This is a genomic window from Pediococcus acidilactici, from assembly GCF_016127815.1.
Classification (GTDB): domain Bacteria; phylum Bacillota; class Bacilli; order Lactobacillales; family Lactobacillaceae; genus Pediococcus; species Pediococcus acidilactici.
On the sequence record NZ_CP066046.1, the window covers coordinates 277,444 to 298,429 of the forward strand.

General features: G+C 43.5%; 18 protein-coding genes. 17 read left to right on the forward strand and 1 reads right to left on the reverse strand.

The window, feature by feature from the left end:
* The first annotated feature begins 23 nt into the window (after window positions 1-23).
* The 9 genes from I6H64_RS01420 (at window position 24) to I6H64_RS01460 (ending at window position 11,767) form a co-directional block, all read left to right on the forward strand.
* Window positions 24-1,163, forward strand: a complete 1,140-nt coding sequence (locus tag I6H64_RS01420) for an ATP-grasp domain-containing protein (protein ID WP_002832220.1) — start codon at window positions 24-26, stop codon at window positions 1,161-1,163.
* A 90-nt stretch (window positions 1,164-1,253) separates the two neighbouring features.
* Entirely contained in the window at window positions 1,254-3,527 is a 2,274-nt protein-coding gene (gene pcrA, locus I6H64_RS01425) for a DNA helicase PcrA (RefSeq protein WP_036685151.1), read from the forward strand.
* Between the two features lie 75 nt (window positions 3,528-3,602).
* The gene (locus tag I6H64_RS01430) at window positions 3,603-4,760 is read left to right on the forward strand and encodes a CamS family sex pheromone protein (protein WP_005918898.1); all 1,158 of its coding nucleotides are present in this window, start codon (window positions 3,603-3,605) and stop codon (window positions 4,758-4,760) included.
* Window positions 4,761-4,779: 19 nt separating this feature from the next.
* Window positions 4,780-5,094: an Asp-tRNA(Asn)/Glu-tRNA(Gln) amidotransferase subunit GatC gene (gatC, locus tag I6H64_RS01435; protein ID WP_005918900.1), complete on the forward strand. Its 315-nt coding sequence runs from the start codon at window positions 4,780-4,782 to the stop codon at window positions 5,092-5,094.
* Window positions 5,094-6,554 (forward strand): Asp-tRNA(Asn)/Glu-tRNA(Gln) amidotransferase subunit GatA, encoded by a 1,461-nt coding sequence (gatA, locus tag I6H64_RS01440; protein WP_005918902.1) that lies wholly within the window; start codon window positions 5,094-5,096, stop codon window positions 6,552-6,554. Before gatC ends, gatA begins: the two co-directional genes overlap by 1 nt.
* A complete protein-coding gene (gene gatB / locus I6H64_RS01445; protein WP_008841087.1) occupies window positions 6,554-7,981 on the forward strand; it encodes an Asp-tRNA(Asn)/Glu-tRNA(Gln) amidotransferase subunit GatB in 1,428 nt (475 codons plus the stop codon). Before gatA ends, gatB begins: the two co-directional genes overlap by 1 nt.
* A 27-nt stretch (window positions 7,982-8,008) precedes the next feature.
* A complete protein-coding gene (locus I6H64_RS01450) occupies window positions 8,009-9,004 on the forward strand; it encodes a diacylglycerol kinase (RefSeq protein ID WP_005918907.1) in 996 nt (331 codons plus the stop codon).
* A gap of 272 nt (window positions 9,005-9,276) precedes the next feature.
* Entirely contained in the window at window positions 9,277-10,644 is a 1,368-nt protein-coding gene (gene rlmD, locus I6H64_RS01455) for a 23S rRNA (uracil(1939)-C(5))-methyltransferase RlmD (protein WP_008841089.1), read from the forward strand.
* A 496-nt stretch (window positions 10,645-11,140) separates the two neighbouring features.
* Entirely contained in the window at window positions 11,141-11,767 is a 627-nt protein-coding gene (locus I6H64_RS01460; protein WP_024862997.1) for a GNAT family N-acetyltransferase, read from the forward strand.
* Between the two features lie 201 nt (window positions 11,768-11,968).
* Here I6H64_RS01460 and I6H64_RS01465 read toward each other — a convergent pair whose 3' ends face one another.
* Complete coding sequence (locus I6H64_RS01465) at window positions 11,969-12,427, reverse strand: flavodoxin (protein ID WP_002832208.1); 459 nt, start codon at window positions 12,425-12,427, stop codon at window positions 11,969-11,971.
* Between the two features lie 52 nt (window positions 12,428-12,479).
* Here I6H64_RS01465 and recX point away from each other — a divergent pair, with 52 nt between their 5' ends.
* From recX to I6H64_RS01505, 8 genes are all read left to right on the forward strand, one after another.
* A complete protein-coding gene (recX, locus tag I6H64_RS01470; protein ID WP_004165485.1) occupies window positions 12,480-13,295 on the forward strand; it encodes a recombination regulator RecX in 816 nt (271 codons plus the stop codon).
* 92 nt (window positions 13,296-13,387) lie between these two features.
* Window positions 13,388-13,942 (forward strand): DUF402 domain-containing protein, encoded by a 555-nt coding sequence (locus I6H64_RS01475; protein WP_002832206.1) that lies wholly within the window; start codon window positions 13,388-13,390, stop codon window positions 13,940-13,942.
* Window positions 13,943-14,022: 80 nt separating this feature from the next.
* Complete coding sequence (locus I6H64_RS01480; protein WP_008841091.1) at window positions 14,023-15,153, forward strand: AI-2E family transporter; 1,131 nt, start codon at window positions 14,023-14,025, stop codon at window positions 15,151-15,153.
* A gap of 75 nt (window positions 15,154-15,228) precedes the next feature.
* Entirely contained in the window at window positions 15,229-15,633 is a 405-nt protein-coding gene (gene tagD / locus I6H64_RS01485) for a glycerol-3-phosphate cytidylyltransferase (RefSeq protein WP_002832202.1), read from the forward strand.
* Window positions 15,634-15,699: 66 nt separating this feature from the next.
* Complete coding sequence (locus tag I6H64_RS01490; protein WP_024862999.1) at window positions 15,700-17,268, forward strand: peptide chain release factor 3; 1,569 nt, start codon at window positions 15,700-15,702, stop codon at window positions 17,266-17,268.
* A gap of 103 nt (window positions 17,269-17,371) precedes the next feature.
* Window positions 17,372-19,540, forward strand: coding sequence for an LTA synthase family protein (locus I6H64_RS01495; RefSeq protein ID WP_005918921.1), 2,169 nt, complete (start codon window positions 17,372-17,374; stop codon window positions 19,538-19,540).
* 164 nt (window positions 19,541-19,704) lie between these two features.
* Window positions 19,705-20,550: a sulfite exporter TauE/SafE family protein gene (locus I6H64_RS01500; protein ID WP_005918923.1), complete on the forward strand. Its 846-nt coding sequence runs from the start codon at window positions 19,705-19,707 to the stop codon at window positions 20,548-20,550.
* A complete protein-coding gene (locus I6H64_RS01505; RefSeq protein ID WP_005918925.1) occupies window positions 20,551-20,913 on the forward strand; it encodes a DUF1634 domain-containing protein in 363 nt (120 codons plus the stop codon).
* Window positions 20,914-20,986 lie beyond the last annotated feature (73 nt).

A 20,986-nucleotide genomic window follows, 5' to 3' on the forward strand; every position in this document is an offset into this window, starting at 1 on the left:
AGGAACAGGCAGGATGATCAAAAGTGGAAAATGAGGTAATTACTTCGAAAAAGATTATTTATCCAGGTGATATGATTGGGATTATCGGCGAAGGGCGTTCCAGTGTTCAATTGGTAACCACCGCTAAGTCGATGGGCTTTAAAGTTTCCGTTTACGTCACGTCGGAGCAAAATGAAGTGGTTCACTATGCGGATAAAAGTTTCGTGGGAAGCTTAAACGATGGGGAAAAACTTCAACGATTTGCGGAACGTTGCAAAATTGTGATGTACGAATCTGAGATGGTCGATATTAAGATCATTAAATACCTACAACAATTTGTTTCCATCCCTCAAGGAACCCAGTTACTTGAGCTCAACCAAGATCGAATCATTGAAAAGGCCACGATGGAACAACTCGGAATTAAAACGGCACCGTACGTTACCATCGTCGATTTGGATGATTTATACGATTCGGTTAATGAGATTGGGTATCCCGGAATTTTACAACCAATCTTGAAAGATCCGTTGAATGAACAAAGCTTGCTGTTGGAAAGTGAAATTGACGTTCCCAAGGCGGCTCCATTGCTCGAACGGGGGACCTATTTACTACAATCATGGCCAGACACTGGTCGCGAAGTGGCGTTGAGCGTAGTAAAGGGCCAAAACCACCGGCAAAAAATGTTCCCAATGGTGGAAAATATCTATCAAAACCATCACTTAAAAGAAACCCGGGTTCCGGTAGATATTGATCCGCGGATTCAAAATAACCTATTGGAACAAGCAACGAAAATCGCCAATTCAATTGAATACGTAGGGGTCTTTTCAATTGTGTTCTACGTCCAAGATGGAGAAATTTACTTAAAACGGTTGATTCCTGGAATTCACCGTTCCCAAAATATCTTTAACTTAGCTTCGAATACGACGGTTTACGAAGAAACCTTGCGGGCCCTCAGTGGGATGGTGATCAGTGATATTCGGCTTCAAGTGCCGACCATCATGTTGAACGTTGCCGAACCGCAAATGCAAAAAATTAAAACACAGTGGTTAATCAAAGATAATTGGCACTTCCATTTCTATCCGCAGGTTAGCGAACACAAGGATGAAAATCACGTGGGCTACGTGTTGGCGGATGGCGACAACGTCAAGCAAATTCAAGAGCAAATTGATAATACAGATGTTTGGTAAAAGTCGCTTTAAAGTCGGTTAATGAACCGGCTTTTTTGCTATAATGGTCTGTGGTTGTTTTTTAGTTACAAATAGAGAGGATTGAACGAATTGCCTGAAAATGATTTATTAAAAGGTCTTAATGATATGCAACAGCAAGCCGTCCAAACAACGGAGGGCCCGTTGCTGATCATGGCGGGTGCTGGTAGTGGAAAGACACGGGTGTTAACGCACCGGGTGGCCTATTTGATTGAAGAAAAGGATGTAAATCCTTGGAACATTTTGGCCATTACCTTTACCAATAAGGCGGCTCGGGAGATGCGTGAACGGGTGGCTAATTTATTGGGCGAAGTGGCATCTGAAATTTGGGTCTCCACTTTCCATGCGTTGTGCGTACGAATTTTACGGCGTGACATTGAACAGATCGGGTACAACCGGGCTTTTTCAATCGCTGACCCTAGTGAACAACGGACGCTGATCAAACACGTACTTGCAGATTTGAATTACGATCCAAAAGTATACGATCCTCGGTCGGTATTGGGAAAGATTTCCAACGCCAAAAACGATTTAATGACTCCGGCAGATTACCAAGAAAATGCAAGTAACCCGCATGATGAGGCGGTTGGTAAGATTTATGACGAATATCAACGACGGTTAAAAGCCAATCAAGCGTTGGATTTTGACGACTTAATCATGCAAACAATTCGGTTGTTTGAACAAAGTCCCGAAACGTTGCAATTTTATCAAAACAAATTCCACTATATTCACGTGGATGAATACCAGGATACTAACCAAGCGCAATACCAATTGGTTACCATGCTGGCAAAAGGTTTTCGGAACCTATGCGTAGTGGGGGATTCTGACCAAAGTATTTACGGTTGGCGGGGTGCCGACATGCAAAATATTTTGAATTTTGAATCCGATTATCCCGACGCGCACACGGTTATGTTGGAACAAAATTACCGTTCTACCCAAAACATTTTGAACGCGGCTAACGACGTGATTGCTAACAACGTGGAACGCAAGCCTAAGCAATTGTGGACGGATAATGCTGAAGGGGCTAAAATTTCGTACTACCGGGGGCAAACCGGCAATGACGAGGTCCATTTCATTGTTCAACAAATTCGCAAACAAATTGAAGAAAATAATTTTGATTACGGTGATTTTGCAATCCTATACCGGACGAACGCGCAATCCCGATTGATTGAAGATACCTTCGTGAAGGCCAACATTCCTTATACCATGGTGGGGGGACATAAGTTCTACGACCGCAAGGAAATTCGGGACGTTCTCAGTTACCTCACGTTAATCGCTAACGAAGAGGATTCCATGAGTTTTGAACGGGTAATCAACGAACCCAAACGAGGGATTGGTGCAACTTCAATGGCTAAGCTACAGGCATTTGCGGACGAAAATAGTTGGTCGCTTTTACAAGCGGCGCGCAACGTGCAAATTGCTAACGGAATTGCTCGACGCACGCGCAACGCGATTGAAGATTTTGCCAAGACAATCGATGCTTTACGGAAGTCGGCCGAATTTCTTTCCATCACGGAATTAACGGAAACTTTACTAGATAAAACCGGCTACCGGGCTGCCTTGGAACAAACCCGAACCATGGAAGCGGAAGCTCGGTTAGAAAATATCAACGAATTCCTCACGGTAACCAAGCAATTTGACGAACAAAACGACGCGGAAGGGACCGAAGTTGCTGATGAAAATGGTGATAACGTTCGCTTGGTGGACTTTTTAGCAGACCTTGCCTTAGTTTCTGACCAAGACGATGTAGAAGAAGAACCATCGGCAGTAACGCTGATGACCCTACACGCGGCGAAGGGGCTTGAGTTCCCCGTAGTCTTCTTAGTAGGAATGGAAGAAGGGGTCTTCCCATTATCCAGGGCGGCTACCGATCCTGACGAACTTGAAGAAGAACGTCGGTTGGCTTACGTGGGAATTACCCGTGCACAAAAGAAGTTATACTTAACGAACGCTTATTCCCGGATGTTATACGGACGGACACAAAATAATCCTGCATCTCGCTTTATTGGGGAAATTAGCGCAGAATATTTACAAGACGAAAACGAACAGGTTCAAGGATTCAGCTCAAGCAGTAGAAACAAATATCCGTTTGATCGGGAACGAAACGCCCGGGCAACTGCTAGTGTTTACGGTACTCAACGGGCTAAAGTATCTACCAACCAAGGTACTGGCGCGGAAAAAGTTAGTTGGGCGGCCGGCGATAAAGTGCAACACAAAGCTTGGGGCGTTGGTACGGTGGTTAAGGTTTCTGGGACCGGCGAAGACGTGGAATTAGACATCGCCTTTAAAGATCAGGGGATTAAGCGTCTATTAGCAGCCTTTGCACCGATTAAGCGGGTTACGGACTAAGCTTAGCATTAGACAAGATGTGATTTATTTTAGCGGTATAATTAGGTATATAACGAAAGTTTGAGGAACTTTTCTATGAAAGTAACTAAAAAAATCAGTTTATTAGTTGCCACGTTATTACTCGGAGTCGGTTTGTCGGCTTGTGGGGGATTAAATAATTCTTCCATGTCGTCGGCAACCAATAACGTGACCGGTGAAAAAAATAAAAAGACAACTTATCAAACAACGGGCTCCTCTTCTGGACAATACGCCGGAGTGATAAAAAACGGAAAGTACGTGGTCAGCAAGTCCCGCGGGTTAACTGCGGATCAAAATGGCAACGTAAATAATACGAAGAGTTTTGAAACGGGCTTGCAAGACGTCTCCAAAGAAGTTTTTGCGCCATCCAAATACGTTTTCCAAGAGGGGCAATATCTTAGTTCGGATACGGTTCAAAGTTGGCTAGACCGGAAGTCCAAGAAGAACCCTGATGGTCTCAATCCGAAGGATAATGGTTCTAAAGATCCTGATAAGCGAAACCCAATTTATTTGCAAGCACTTGAAGAACAAGACTACATGCAAAAATCGGGGAACTCCTTGAAGTTGAAGGGGGTCACGATTGGACTAGCAATGAACACGGTCGACTATTATCAAAAGAAGCAGTACGGTGCAGAATACGAAACTAAAATTTCGGACGCGGAAATTAAAGAGCAAAGTACGCGGATTGCTAAAGAAGTACTGCAACGATTGCGGAAGAAAGACGAATTCAAAAATATTCCGATTGTGATTGCCGTTTATAAACAAGCGTCTAATGATAGTTTGACCGGGGGAACCTTTATCCGGTATTCTAATAATCAGGGCAATCAGCTAGCTAGTTGGAAAAACTTGGATTATAAGAACGTGGTTTACCCAATCGGGGATAACGAAAGTACGCCGAATAGCAACGATTCGACTGCTTTTGATAATTTCAAAACTCAAGTGGAAAGTTTCTTCCCTAACTTGAGCGGAATTACCGCGAAGGCTCGTTACAAAGGGGATTCAATGCAAGGAATGAGCGTGACGATTACCACTCAATTCTATAGTGAGACAGAAATTAATAGTTTCACGCAGTTTGTTTCGACCCAGGCGGAAAAATACCTGCCAAGCGGGGTAAATATCGACATTACGATTCGTTCGAGTGACGACGTTCAAAGCTTCTTATCCCGTTCATCAAAGGATAAGACCTTTAGTTCGCACGTCTTTACAAGCTATTAATTCTGAAAGGAAGCAAGCAATGACAGTTGAAAATAACATTACCAAAAACGACGTAGCACACGTAGCTACGTTGGCTAAATTAAAATTAGATGATGCCCAATTAGAAAAGTTTACAAATCAATTCGAGGACATCATCGACCTGGTTGAACAATTAAACGAAGTCGATACGACTGATGTGGAACCAACGTTCAACGTAACTGATCAATTGAACCGGATGCGCGAAGATCAAGCCGTTCGTTCAGGAGATAAGGAAGCACTCTTAAATAACGCACCCGATACTGAAGACGGGTTCATTCGGGTTCCCGCAATTCTTGATGAAAGTGAGGAAGCATAATGAAGTTTTTTGATATTACGGTGACCGAACTCCATCAAAAATTGGTTGACCGGGAATTAACCGTTACGGAGTTGGTATCCCAAACGTTAGACCAAATCGAAGCTGACCAAGCCGTTTTAAACGACTTTGTCACCATTAACCGCGACGAAGCTTTAAAACAAGCACAAGCAATTGACGAAAAGGGCGTTGACCCTGACAATTTGTGGGCGGGAATTCCCATTGCCGTCAAGGACAACATCGTTACTAAGGGCTTAAAAACGACCGCTTCTTCAAAGATGTTGAGTAATTTTACGCCCATTTACGACGCGACGGTAATTGAACGTTTAAAGGCTAACGACGTGATCGTTATTGGAAAAACCAACCTAGATGAATTTGCGATGGGTGGTTCAACAGAAACTTCTTTCTACGGCACGACCCGGAATCCGTGGGACCACACTAAAGTTCCCGGCGGTTCTTCTGGTGGCTCAGCAACCACGGTCGCGGCTGGTAATTCGATTGCCGCACTTGGTTCAGATACTGGGGGCTCCATTCGCCAACCAGCTTCCTATACCGGAATTGTTGGGGTAAAACCAACGTACGGCCGGATTTCACGGTACGGATTAATTGCATTTGGTTCAAGTTTAGACCAAATCGGTCCGATGACGAGAACGGTTAAGGATAACGCAGCCTTATTGAACATCATTGCTGGAATGGACGAACGGGACCTTACCAGTTCGGATAAGGAAGTTCCTGATTTCACGGCTAAGATTGGACAAGACATTAAAGGGATGAAAATCGCCCTTCCTAAAGAATACCTTGGCAAAGGAATTAATGAAGACGTTAAGGCAACCATCAAACAAGCCGTTCAAACGTTAACGGATTTAGGAGCAACGGTCGAAGAAGTTTCCCTACCACGGAGTAACTACGGGGTGGCGGCTTACTACATCATTGGTTCGTCAGAAGCTTCTTCCAACTTGCAACGTTTTGATGGGATTCGTTACGGTTACCGGGCGGACGACGTAAAGAACCTAGAAGACGTTTACGTAAAATCCCGTTCCGAAGGATTTGGCGACGAAGTTAAGCGCCGGATCATGTTGGGAACTTACGCACTTTCAGCTGGATCATACGATGCATTCTTCAAGAAGGCTGCCCAAGTGCGGACTTTAATCATTGACGACTTCAATAAAGTTTTCGAAAATTACGACTTAATCATTGGGCCAACTGCACCAACTCCAGCTTATAAAATTGGTGCGGAAGTTGATGACCCAACGACCATGTACATGAACGACGTGTTGACGATCCCAGTTAACTTAGCGGGATTGCCAGCAATGTCATTACCAGCAGGCTTCAGCGAAGGGATGCCGGTTGGTTTACAAATGATTGCTAAACCATTTGACGAACAAACTATGTATCAAGCAGGGGCTGCTTTTGAAGCGGCAACTAATTTTTACCAAAAACACCCTGAAACGGAGGACAAATAATGAATTTTAAAACCACTATCGGACTTGAAGTCCACATCGAATTAAAAACTAATTCCAAAATATTTAGTCCTTCACCCGTAGAATTTGGGGATCAGCCTAACGAAAATACTAACGTAATTGACTGGGGATACCCCGGCGTTTTGCCCCAAACTAACAAAGGGGTTGTGGAAGCCGGAATGATGGCTGCCAAGGCATTGCATGCTAACATTGCCCGGACCGAGCATTTTGACCGGAAGAATTACTTCTACCCAGATAATCCTAAGGCCTACCAAATTACCCAAGCGGATACGCCCATTGGAACGGACGGCTGGATTGAAATCGAAGTAGACGGTAAGAAGAAAAAAGTTGGGATTGCCGAAATGCACATCGAAGAAGATGCTGGTAAGAATACCCATAACCCTAACGGCTACTCCTACGTCGACTTGAACCGACAGGGAACCCCGTTAATCGAAATCGTTTCTAAACCAGACATCGAATCACCGGACGAAGCTTACGCATATTTGGAAGCACTTCGGCAACGGATTCAGTTTACTGGGATTTCAGACGTGAAGATGGAAGAAGGTTCCATGCGGGTGGACGTTAACATTTCCATCCGTCCGGAAGGCTCAAATACTTATGGTACCAAGGCCGAATTGAAGAATATCAATTCCTTTAACTTCGTCCGGAAGGGATTGGCTTACGAAGAAAAGCGGCAACAAAAGCTTTTGTTATCCGGTGGAGAAGTACGTCCAGAAACCCGGCGTTACGATGAAGCTACAGGTCAAACCATCCTAATGCGGGTTAAGGAAGGCGCGGATGATTACCGTTACTTCCCTGAACCAGATTTACCAAGCATCACCATCAGTGACGAATGGATCAAGGCGGTAGAAGATAAGATGCCGGAAATGCCTGGTAAACGGCGTGCGCGTTACGTTAACGAACTGGGCTTAAGTGACTACGATGCCATGGTGCTTACCCAAACGAAGGAAATGTCCGACTTCTTCGAAGCAGCAATTGCCTTTGATGCAGATCCTAAGTTGGTTGCTAACTACTTAATGGGTGACGTAAACGCCTACTTGAACGATCAAAAGGTTGACTTACAAGACACGAAGATTACGCCAGAACACCTTGCTAGCATGGTTAAGATGATCAGTGACGAAACCATTTCTTCGAAGATTGCTAAGAAAGTCTTCAAGGCAATTACTAAGGGTGAAGAACCAGTTAGCTGGGTAAAGGAAAAGGGCTTAGTACAACTTTCCGATCCAGCAGTTTTGAAGCCAATCATTACGCAAGTAGTTGATGATAACGAACAATCAGTAATTGACTTTAAGAACGGAAAAGATCGGGCCGTTGGTTTCTTAGTTGGGCAAATCATGAAACAAACTAAGGGACAGGCGAACCCGAAGGTGGTAAATCAAATCTTAATGCAAGAGCTCAACGCTCGTTAGTGGAATAGAAGCGGAGGAAAACGTGCGATGCGAAAACGTGCGCGTATTATATACAACCCGACTTCAGGTCGGGAAATGATCAAGCAGCATTTAGTTGAAATTCTGGCGGTATTTGAAAAGGCGGGATATGAGACCAGTGCATTTGCAACAACTCCGGAACCTAATTCTGCCAAAAACGAAGCGCACCGAGCTGCTAAGGATGGTTTTGACTTAGTTGTGGCAGCGGGCGGCGACGGGACCATTAACGAAGTGGTCAACGGAATCGCTCCGCTCCACCGGCGCCCTAAATTAGCAATCATCCCTGCTGGAACCACCAACGACTACGCCCGGGCTTTGCGGATTCCACGGGAAGATCCGGTGGCGGCCGCAAAGGTAGTGCTCCAAAATCAACGGATGAAGATGGATATTGGTAAAGCCGGTGATAACTACTTCATTAATATCGCAGCGGGTGGTTTGCTGACTGAATTGACTTACGACGTGCCATCCAACTTGAAGAGTATTTTTGGATACTTAGCTTACATCGTGAAGGGGGCAGAAATGTTGCCCCGGGTGAAGCCGGTCGAGATGGATATTGAGTATGACGGAGAACATTTCCATGGGCAAGCGTCCATGTTCTTCTTGGCGTTAACTAATTCAATCGGGGGCTTTGAACAAATTGTGCCCGACGCCTCGTTAGATGATGGAAAATTCACCATGATCATCGTGAAATCTAGTAGTTTACCTGACCTGTTACACTTGATGGTCAAGGCGCTTAACGGCAAGCATGTTGACGACCCGCGGATTATTTACCGGAAGGCGCGTAAGGTCGTCGTTAACCCGGTTAATGAACGGGTCATGGTTAATTTAGATGGCGAATATGGTGGTGACGCTCCAATGGTTTTCAAGAACTTAAAACGGCATATCGACATGTTTACTAATTTAGATAGTGTCCCGGTCAGTGAACCGGAAGACGATGAGTACCGCCAAGTTGAAGAACAATTTGTTGCTGAAGTTCAAAACCTATCACAGGATGATCAAGAGTGATTATGCACCGTGACTAACTACGGTTGATTACTTCTAATCGTCATGCATTAAAATCAAAAGTGTTTTTCAAGGAACCATAAAGCACTGGAAAGCATTTTGAACCATTAACTTAAATGAAGCTAAAATGTGGGACAAAAGTCAGTTTGCTCCGCTTAACCTGAAATCGGTAATTCCGGCAACATCAGTCGGAACCGGCGATTTCCGGTTAATGCTCACAAACTACCCGGCTTTTGTCCCACTCTGTTTATTAGATTATCAATAAGGGGAAATCAATGAAAATTAAAGCACCAGTAGAAAAAAACCAAACATATACGGTCGACATTACCGACTTAACTTATCAAGGAATGGGCGTAGCTAAAATCGAGCATTTTCCAATTTTCATTGCCGACAGTATCCCAGGCGAACAAATTCAAGTCAAAATCACTAAAGTGCAGAAAAATTTTGCGTTTGGCCGGGTGGAAAAGGTTCTAGTGGAAAGCCCAGACCGGGTTGCGGGAAACGATGCTACGTATACGCAAACGGGAATTGCACCGTTGCAACACATTGCGTACCCCGCGCAATTAAAATTTAAGCAAACTCAAATTAAAAACTTATTGCAAAAGTCCCACTTGGAACAAATTGAAGTTGCGGAAACGGTCGGGATGGAAAACCCAACGGGATACCGAAATAAAGCGCAGGTTCCGGTTCGAAAAGTTAAGGGACAGTTAGCCACCGGCTTTTTCAAGCGCGGCTCGCATGATTTAGTACCGATCGAAGATTTTTACATTCAAGATCCGGTAATTGACCAAGTAATCCTCCAAGTTCGAGACATTTTACGCGAATACCAAATTGAACCTTACGACGAAATTAACCAACGCGGCGTAGTGCGCAATATCATGGTTCGTCGGGGCCGGCGTTCGGGCGAAATTATGGTGGTGTTGATCACCCGCACCAGCTCAGTTCCCCATTTAGACGAAATTGCTGCAGCTATTTATCAAATTGATGGGGTAGTTAGCGTAATTCAAAATATTAACCCTAAGCAGACTAACGTTATTATGGGGAAGGAAGATCGCCTGTTAGCTGGTGAATCAGTTATTCACGATGAATTGTTGGGTCAAAAATTCATTATTTCAGCACATTCCTTCTACCAAGTTAACCCAGTGCAAACTGAAAAGCTTTACCAGCTAGCAATCGAAAAAGCCGGCTTAACTGGTAAAGAAACGGTCTTGGACGTTTATAGTGGAATTGGCACGATTTCCCTAGCGATGGCGCAAGCTGCCAAGAAAGTTTACGGAGTCGAAATTGTTAAGGAAGCCGTTCAGGACGCGAAGGTTAACGCCGTCCAAAACCAAGCTAAGAACGTTAAATTTGTGGTCGGCAAGGCGGAAGACCAAATGGCGAAGTGGCAAGCTGAAGGGATGCAACCAGATGTTGTGGTAGTGGATCCACCACGCAAAGGCCTCGACGAAAGTGTGATTGACGCAACTGTGGCAATGGCTCCTAAACGAGTGGTTTACGTCAGCTGTAACCCGGCGACTTTGGTCCGGGACATCGACCGGTTCCAGGCTCAAGGCTACAAAGTGGATCAACCAATCACGCCGGTAGACCAGTTCCCGCAGACGCCGCATGTTGAGAGCGTCACAGTAATGTCGGGGAGCTAGGCGACGAAGAGATTGCTAGAGACGCTCCATGCGATAGGACTCCAAGAAGGAGGAGCAAGGCGACGAGTGATTGGCAAGATCCGAACCGTTGAGAGCGTCACAGTAATGTTGAGGAGCTAGGCGACGAAGGAATAATAAGTTTTCTGTAAATGGAAACTAAAAGGCAAAATTAATTAGTTAAAATGCTTAGTGAACTAAAAAGTGTACCCCTATTGAATACTGGGGTACACTTTTTACATATGGCAGTTATTTTAATGATTACCCGCTAAGTTAGCCAAAATAAGGCCAATGACAATTAAAATGATTCTGGAAATTTGTAATTGTAGGGTATTTTCTTGAATTTTCTACCCCTCTTTGATAAGCTCAAAACAAATTCATTAAGGAGAAGGTTGAATGATTAATTACAGCACCTTAGCGATTGTAGGTTAGCCAGAAGGTTTGGCTTACAAATCTTCTGGAATTGCCATTAAATTCAATTCTTAAGGGGATCGTTAAAATGGAAAAAGATTATTTGATTCGGTTAGAACAACCAGCTGACTACCGGAAAACGGAAGCGATGGTTCGGGAAGCCTTTTGGAACGTTTATCGGCCAGGTTGTTATGAACATTACGTATTACATGTCTTACGGAAAAGTCGCGAGTTTGTCCCTCAGCTTAACTTAGTAATGGAAAAAGACCACCAAATTATCGGGCAAATTTGCTTTGTGAAGGCAAAAATGGTTGATAAAAACGGGAATGAAGTGCCCGTTTTAACATTTGGACCATTATCAATTGCCCCGGCTTACCAACGGAAGGGGTATGGGAAAAAGCTGCTCGATTATGGAATTGCTCAAGCACGTAAATGGGGGGCCTCCGCACTATGCATTGAAGGTAACTTAGCCTTTTATAAACACGCTGGTTTTGAAGTTGCAGCTACTAAGGGAATTCGTTATGCGGGTGAACCTGAAAACGGAGAACTCCCATATTTTTTGGCAAAGGAATTACGGGAAGGCTTCTTTGAGCAAGTACAAGGAGCACTCTACTACACGCCTTCAGCATATTACGTCAGTGAAAGCGACGTTAATAAATTTGACCAGCAATTTCCGCCAAAAGAAAAGCGCGTCCTTCCCGGGCAATTAGCTTAACCCAAAAAATAAACCCGTCACGATTATGAGGCGCCCCCGTCTTTAAGTGGCGGGTTTAGCTTTTTTGGCAAGTACCTTTGTTATAATAGAGTTGAAGGAAAACTTTAGCCGTGGTGGTTAGGATTCAACAGTAAAAGTTTGAAAGTAAAAAAGCGTAGAAACTGAACCAAATCAGCTTCTACGCTTTGCTACATACAAGAATTAATTTTGGGCGTTATAGGCGTCAACCAAGTCCTGGGCGAATTGATCTAGGTGATCGAGATCCTCTTGCGATTCGGGAGCTAAGTTAATCTTAAGATCGGCAGTTCCCTTAGTTGCGTTAGCCTTAGTGAGAGCTTCACTAAACTTGTCAACGGCGACGCAATAAAATTCTTCGTAGAATGTGTCTCCTGATCCAGCGACTCCGTAAATTTTGCCGCTCAAATCAAGGTCGGCCAGGTCGTCGTAAAAGTCGAGCCCCTCTTCAGGTAGTGCCCCTTCGTCGTAGGTGTAGGGGACAATGACGTTAATGTCGTAGTCTTTAAGTTCGGCAGCGTCGGTTTGTGAAATTTCGGTTTCGTCAACTTCCACGCCTAAATCTTCTAAAGCTTCGGTAATGATGTCAGCACAGTCCTCATTATTACCAGTGATGGTAGCAAAAACAACTTTTGCAGTTGGCATAGTTTGATCCTTCTTTCCAATATTTTCCTATCAAAGTATAGCAAAAAAGGAGTTGATTAACATTAATTCTGAAGAAACTAAAAAAATTACTAAAATTACCGCACAAAAACGAGCTGGGCGTTACAACGTTTTTTTGGACGGCGAGTACGCTTTTCCAATTAGCGAGGAAACCTTCATTCACTTTCGGTTAGGTAAGGGTATGGCCGTGAACGGCACTTTATTAAAGGAAATTGGCGAGTATGAAACTAATGCTGAGGCTTATAATATTGCGCTAACCTATATAACCGGGCAGTTGCGTACGGAAAATGAGGTACGCCAAAAATTACGTCAGCAGGATTACGAGGAGTCGGTAATCGAAGCGGTGATTGCTAAGCTAGCTGATTTGAATTTATTAGACGATCGGGAGTACGCCAAAAGCTACGTGCGGACGATGATGCGGACGGGCGACAAGGGGCCCCGGTACCTAATTAATCATTTACGGCAAAAAGGGGTGCTGGAAAACGACTTGCAAGCGGGATTGCAGCTATTTACTGATGCTGAACAGGTGGCTCTAGCAGTCCGGGTCGGACAGAAACTGCAAAAACGGCATCAGGCACAAGCACTCCGGCAACAACAGCTGAAAATTCGGCAAAATTTGATGCAAAAGGGTTTCACTAGCGAAATTATCGAAAAAGCACTCGCTGAAATCGAATTTACGGTCGATAGCGATGCAGAATACGAAAAGCTACGTAAATTGGGTGAACGACTGTTACGGCGGTACCAGGGGCAACCGGAATACCAGCGAACCACTAAAATTAAACGGTCGTTATATCAAAAAGGTTTTGAAATGGAATTAATTGAACGTTTTTTAAACGAAAATGATTCTTAAGTTTCTGGAATGGATAGTGCAAAATTAAAGTCCACTTTGGTATAATTGAAGAGAAATTGAAAGCTTTCAGCTGTAGGAAGTAGGCTTATGCTATGTCTCAATACTCAGATGGACCAAAGGAAGGCGAGTATATTGCGATAAAAAGCTATAAGCATGATGGTAGTTTGCATCGGACTTGGCGTGAAACAATGGTTCTAAAAAATAGTCAAGACGAGTTTATTGGCTGTAATGATCACACGGTGGTGATCGAGGATAACGACCGCCGCTGGGTGACCCGGGAACCGGCGCTGGTTTATTTTAATAAGCATACTTGGTTTAACGTGGTGGCGATGATTCGGGATAACGGAGTTTCCTATTACTGTAACATTGCGTCACCATATGTTTTGGATCGCGAAGCCCTCAAGTACATTGATTACGATTTAGATGTTAAGGTGTTTCCCAATGGCGAACGGCGCCTTTTGGATACGGACGAATTCGAGCAGTTCAGTCGGCAGTGGCACTATTCCGCGGACACGATTCAGATTTTGCTGGATAGTGTACGGGAACTGACGGATTGGATAAATAAAAAGCGTGGACCGTTTTCGGTTGAGTTTATTAATATTTGGTACAAACGTTATCTGAATATAGCGGAGCGCAATACTCGGTAAAAAAGGGAGGTGTGAAGAGCACTTCCCTTTTCTTTAAAAAAGAATACACTGAACATAGATGAAAATGAGGAGTCTGGTAAATGTTTGAAAAATTTCGTAAAACGCCCTTAATGTACTGGTCGTTGGAATTGTTAATTATTGCGACCTTACTGTGGGTTTGTACTAAAATTGATTTTTTGTTTAGCCCGATTGGAACGTTTATTAGCACGGTATTCATGCCGTTAATCTTGGCGACCTTCTTATACTACATGCTCCATCCGTTGGTGAAGTTGTTGATGAAGGTCCATTATAAGAAGTTTCGGATATCGCGTACCTGGGCGGTGGTGTTGGTATTTGTGGGATTCCTGCTCCTAATTGCTTGGGGAATCAGCTCTTTCTTGCCCAGTTTGATCGATCAAATTTCCCAAATGTTAGGGAATTTACCAATGATTGCCAAGAAACTGCAGGTTGCCATTCCTCAGCTAGTCGACCACTCCTGGCTGCGCAAGGTTGATTTTGACCCGTATCTAAAAAATCTGAATAGTGAGATTGGCCAATACGCGGAACAATTTTTGGCGAACATGACTAACAGCATCGGTAATATTATCGCGGCGCTTACTAACATCACGGTCATCGTGATTACGGTGCCCATTATTCTGTTTTACATGTTAAAGGACGGATACAAATTAATTCCGACAATTTCGCGGATTGTCCCAGAACACAACCGCAAAAGTGTGTTAGATTTATTTTATTCGATGAGTGACACGCTATCTTCTTACATTTCTGGACAAGTAATCGAATGCATTTTCGTGGGAACCTTTACCGTGATTGGCTATATGATTATTCATCAGCCGTACGGGTTGGTGCTCGGCGTGATCGCGGGAATTTGCAACATCATCCCGTATGTCGGACCTTATTTTGGGATTTTTCCTTCGTTGCTAGTGGCGATTGCCCAGTCCCCCGAACAGGTAATTTCGGTAATCATCGTGGTCTTAATTGTCCAACAAGTGGACGGAAATCTAATATACCCGAACGTAATTGGCAAGTCCTTGCAAATTCATCCGTTAACCATCATTATTTTATTGTTGGTAGCGGGAAAACTTGCAGGAATTTTAGGAATGATTTTGGCGGTACCGACTTACGCAATTGTTAAAGTTTTAATTAACTTTATCCACCATATCTGGGTTTTAGACCGAGATAAGATTGAAGAAAAGGTTAAGCCAGAAAAATAGGCTAAATTTGGTAGTTTGCTATTAATATGGTAATATCTACAGAGTTAGATAAATTATTTCAAGGAGAAAAAAATCTTGACAAGAGTAATTACTTACGGGACTTTCGACCTGTTGCATAAAGGACACGTCCGGTTGTTAAAGCGGGCACGTGAATTAGGCGACCATTTGACAGTATGTTTATCAACGGACGAGTTTAATGCGGTTAAGGGCAAGAAAGCTTACACCCCGTACGAAGACCGAAAGTATATTTTAGAAGCGATTAAATATGTTGACGAAGTGATTCCAGAACGCGGATGGGATCAAAAGATAAATGACGTTAAGGAAAATGATATTGATATTTTCGTAATGGGCGACGACTGGAAGGGTCAATTTGATTTTCTCAAGGATTACTGTAAAGTTATTTATTTACCACGGACCGAAGGAATCTCGACAACTAAAATCAAGCGTGATTTAGGTCTTGGTGATTATAAAAAAGATTAAGACAACAGTTAAGATTGGGATATCAAAATGATTCCAATCTTATTTTTTAGAGGGAAAGGAACGAATATGAACCAGGCAGAATTAAAAGCGGCGGTCGATAAGCGACGCACTTTTGCGATTATTTCTCACCCGGATGCGGGGAAAACCACCATTACCGAGCAATTACTATTGTTTGGGGGCGTAGTGCGAGAAGCCGGGACGGTTAAGGCTCGGAAGACGGGTAACTATGCTAAGTCAGATTGGATGGAAATTGAAAAGAAGCGGGGAATCTCCGTAACTAGTTCAGTGATGCAGTTTGATTATGCAGGAAAACGAATCAACATTTTGGATACTCCTGGACATGAGGACTTTTCGGAAGATACTTACCGGACCCTAATGGCCGTGGACTCCGCAGTGATGGTGATTGATTCCGCAAAGGGGATTGAGCCCCAAACTAAAAAATTGTTCCAAATTTGTAAGATGCGTGGAATTCCAATTTTTACCTTTATGAACAAGTTGGACCGCGACGGCCGTGAACCGCTCGACCTAGTAAATGAACTAGAAGAAGTTCTCGGAATTGACGCTTACCCAATGAATTGGCCAATTGGGATGGGAAAGGGTCTGGCAGGCTTGTATGACATTTACAACAACCGGATTGAACTACATACTGACGAGCCCGAATATTTAGCGCTTGATAGTAACGGGGAACTAAAAGAACCTAATCCCATTGAAGAAGAAAGTGTCTTCCAAGACGCAATGATGGAAGTGGACTTGATGAAGGAAGCGGGGAACCAATTTGACGAGGCTAAGATTGCCAAGGGTGAATTGACTCCGGTTTTCTTCGGTTCAGCTTTAACTAACTTTGGGGTAAAAACTTTCCTAGATGCTTATTTACAATTTGCTCCGGCACCATCCGCGCATAAAGTGGCGGACGGCGAACAAATTCAACCTACTGACGAAGAATTCTCCGGATTTGTTTTTAAGATTCAGGCGAATATGAACCCTAACCATCGGGACCGGATTGCCTTTTTACGGATCTGTTCCGGAGAATTTGACCGGGGAATGGACGTTACTTTAAAACGGACTGGTAAGACATTGCGGCTTTCCAATTCAACTCAATTTATGGCGGACGCACGGGAAAATGTTGAACGTGCGGTTGCTGGAGATATTATCGGTTTATACGATACGGGTAATTTCCAGATTGGGGATACAATTTACGCCGGCAAGCAGCCGGTACAATTTGAAAAGCTACCGCAATTTACTCCAGAATTATTCATGGGCGTTTCTGCAAAGAACGTAATGAAACAAAAATCCTTCCATAAGGGAATTCAGCAATTGGTTCAAGAAGGTGCGGTGCAGTTGTACACAAACTACACTACGGGGGATTACATCCTTGGCGCCGTGGGTCAATTGCAATTTGAAGTGTTCCAATTCCGGATGCAAAACGAATACAATTCGGAAGTGGTAATGCAACCAATGGGCAAGAAAATTGCCCGCTGGATCAATCCGGAACAACTGGACGAAAAAATGTCGTCTTCCCGGAATTTGTTGGTGAAGGACCGCGCTGGACAACCGCTCTTCCTATTCGAAAATCAATTCGCGGAACGCTGGTTCAAAGGCAAGTATCCTGACGTAGAACTCACCGCAAAACTTTAAAAAATAAAACTTTCTAAAGTAACCGATTCAAACAGCCAACCAAGTAAATTATGGGCTATAATGGATAAGTTATTTAAGAAATATCATGTGGAGGAACGATAGCATGAATCGTTTATGGGGTAAGTTTCGCCGGGGATTGAACACCAAGTTTGGGTTCTTTATGTTGATTACCGGGCTGTTTTGGCTGAAATCATACATTGCGTACCAAACTAAGTTTACGCTGGGTGTTCAAGGTGGGATGCAGGAATTAATTTTAGCCATCAGCCCCCTTGGCTTTGCCATTCTATTATTTGGAATTGGATTATATATCCGAGGTAAATGGGCCTATTGGTACATGATTGTAATGGATGCAATCTTATCAACCTGGCTGTTTGCCAACATTTTGTACTACCGAGAGTTTTCAGACTTTATCACCTTTAACTTAATCAAGGGCTCGGGTGCCGCATCGGATAACCTGGGAAAAAGCTTGATGGGAATTTTACGACCAACCGACTTTTTAGTGTTCGTGGATGTAATCTTCGTCATTGCAATTTTAGCGTTTGGTTTTGCTAAAATTGACCAACAACGTTTCAAGCTGGTTAATTCATTAGCGGTCACGATTCTATCAATTGGGGTTCTAGCCGCTAACTTAGCCCTTGCTTATTCAAACCGGTCCGGATTGTTGACCCGGACGTTTGATAATAACTACATTGTTAAGTATTTGGGATTACAAAGCTTCACCTTATACGACGGCGTTAAGACCGTTCAGAATAGTAATAAGAAGAAAGAAGCCAAAAGTTCTCAATTAAAACCAATTAACGAGTTTTTAAAGAAGAATAACGTGCCCGCCAACATCGAATATAAGGGTGTTGCGAAGGGTAAGAACGTAATTATTATTCACTTAGAAAGTTTGCAACAATTTGTCATTAACCAAAAGTGGAAGGGAAAGGAAATTACCCCTAACATCAATAAGTTCTACAATGACAAGAACACGCTAGCTTATGACAACTTCTTTAACCAAGTTGGGCAAGGAAAGACGGCCGACGCCGAGATGATGTTAGAAAATTCGTTGTTTGGATTACCTGAAGGATCAGCGATGGTTACGGATGGTACTACCAACACCTTCCAATCCATGCCCGCAATTATGGATCAGCACGGTTACACTACCGCAGCCTTCCACGGGGACGTAGCTAGCTTCTGGAACCGGGATAACGCTTATAAATCATTTGGTTACCAGTACTTCTTCAGTAAGCAATACTACTCGTTGAAGAAGGGCTACGTAAGTGGATATGGAATGAAGGATAAGTTGTTCTTACAACAGTCCGCGAAGTTCCTTGAAGAGCTTCCACAGCCGTTCTATGCAAAATTAATCACGGTTTCTAACCACTACCCTTACGGAATCGAAAAGAAAAATGTTTCTATTGATCCGTGGGAGACGGGGGATTCAACCGTGGATCCATATGTTCAAACGGCCCATTACCTTGACCAAGCGGTTGGGGAATTAATTAGTTACTTGAAGAAGACCGGACTTTACGACAAGAGTTTGATCATGATGTACGGTGATCATTATGGAATTTCAAACAATCATAAACCCGCAATTGCCAAGATTTTAGGTCTAAAAGGGGTTACTAATTATGATTTGGCAATGTTCCAAAAGGTACCGTTCATGATTCATGCTCCGGGTCTAAAGGGAGGCGTCAACCACAATTACAGTGGTGAAATTGACGTGATGCCAACCCTATTGAACCTCTTAGGAATTGATACGCCAGGGGCTTATCAATTTGGGCACGACATTAATTCTAAACAGTATAACCAAATTGTGGCGTTCCGAAACGGAGATTTCGTTTCTAAGAAGTACACCAAGTACGGTGGCGATTTGTACTACACGGCTACTGGGGAACAGATTACTGACGAAACGGCTAGTCAAAAACGGGAGGTTAAACAAATTCAACAGTACGTTAATAACGAGTTGAATTATTCCGACCGGATCATTAATGGTGATTTGCTGCGCTTTGCAGACTTAGACTGGTTTAAGAAGGTCAATAAGGCGGATTACAGCTACACTAAGAAGACGGCCTTGAAGAATCTGAAGAAGGCGCAAAAATCCAAGACTAGTTTGCTCGAACAAAATCACGGCCGGTCCACGGTTGACGATTACGTAACCGATGCACCGGAATTACCAGAAAATGAAGATAAGGCGGCTAGTTCGAGTTCTTCAAGCAACAGTTCTTCGGAAGATAGCAGTCATTCAGGAAGTAGTTCCGCTGATCCTGCTACCCAAGAAGATAAATAGATATTAACAATTTAAGGGACGCACGATTAGCCCAAACAAAATTAAGAATTAACATGGAGAGGTTGGGAAATTTTTCCCAACCTCTTTTGTTTTTTAGATTAAAATACTAGTTAAGAATCGTAGAGTTTTAAAAACTTAATTAAGTTAGAAGGAGAATTTGATCTATGGCAAGTCATTTAATCATTTTACTGCTGGTCGGTCTATTGGCCGGAGTGTTTGGCGCCATCCTTGGAATTGGGGGCGGGATGATTATCACCCCGGTCTTGACCATTGGGATGGGACTCGATATTAAATACGCAATTGGTGCAAGTATCATCGCCGTAATTGCGACTAGTTCAGGTGCTACCATTGCCTACTTAAAGGACGAGATGCTTAATTTGCGGGTAGCAATGTTTTTGGAAATTGCGACCACGGTCGGAGCGATTGTGGGGGCGATTATGACCGGGATTTTTAATTCGACGGTCCTCTACGTACTGTTTGGCTCATTTCTCGTTTTTTCGAGTTGGAATATGTACCGAAAGCTTCGTCAAGGGGGTAGTGAAGAGGGTAGCGCAAAGAACGATCGTTTAGCTAACCGACTTAACCTTAGCGGCAGTTACTACGATAAGGCGCTGCAAAAACAAATTAATTACCAAGTGGAAAATGTTCCAGGAGGTTCGGCAGTGATGTTTGGCGCTGGATTAGCTAGCGGACTTTTAGGAATCGGAAGCGGTGCGTTTAAGGTGATGGCGATGGATAACATCATGAAGATGCCGTTAAAACCTTCCAGCGCCACTAGCAACTTAATGATGGGGGTTACCGCTGCAGCTAGTGCGATGGTTTACTTCTTCAACGGCTCGATTCATGCTGACATTGCGGGCCCTTTAGCAATTGGAATTTTATTTGGTGCCCAATTAGGAAGCCGAATTATGCAACGCCTGCGTCCCCGGTGGATTCGGTTAATCTTCATTCCGGTATTGCTATACATGGGCTTACAAATGGTTTTAAAAGGATTTGGGGTGAACTTTTAGATGAACGCTAAACAAAAAGAAATGAATCACGTCGAATTATTGATTGGCCGTATTTTACAAGTAGGGGTTTATATTTCCGCAATCGTCATTATCTGCGGAATCGGTTTATGGTTAGTAAAAAACGGTTCGGGTTATGCTGGTGCCTTACCAACCCGTTTGGGAGTGATTTTCCAAGGAGCTATGCAATTAAAGCCTTACGCAGTTTTAATGTTGGGAATCTTTTTACTAATTTTAACCCCCGTCTTGCGGGTCGTGGTGTCAATCTACGCCTTTGCTAAGGAAGGGGATCGACTGTACGTAGCGATTACGACAATTGTTTTAATTATTTTAATTATCGGGATGACGATTGGTTACCAAGGGTAACAACGATTAACCAAGCCAGGAAAGTTGACAAACTTTCCTGGTTTTTTTAGTAGGAAATTACTGTTGAAAGGTA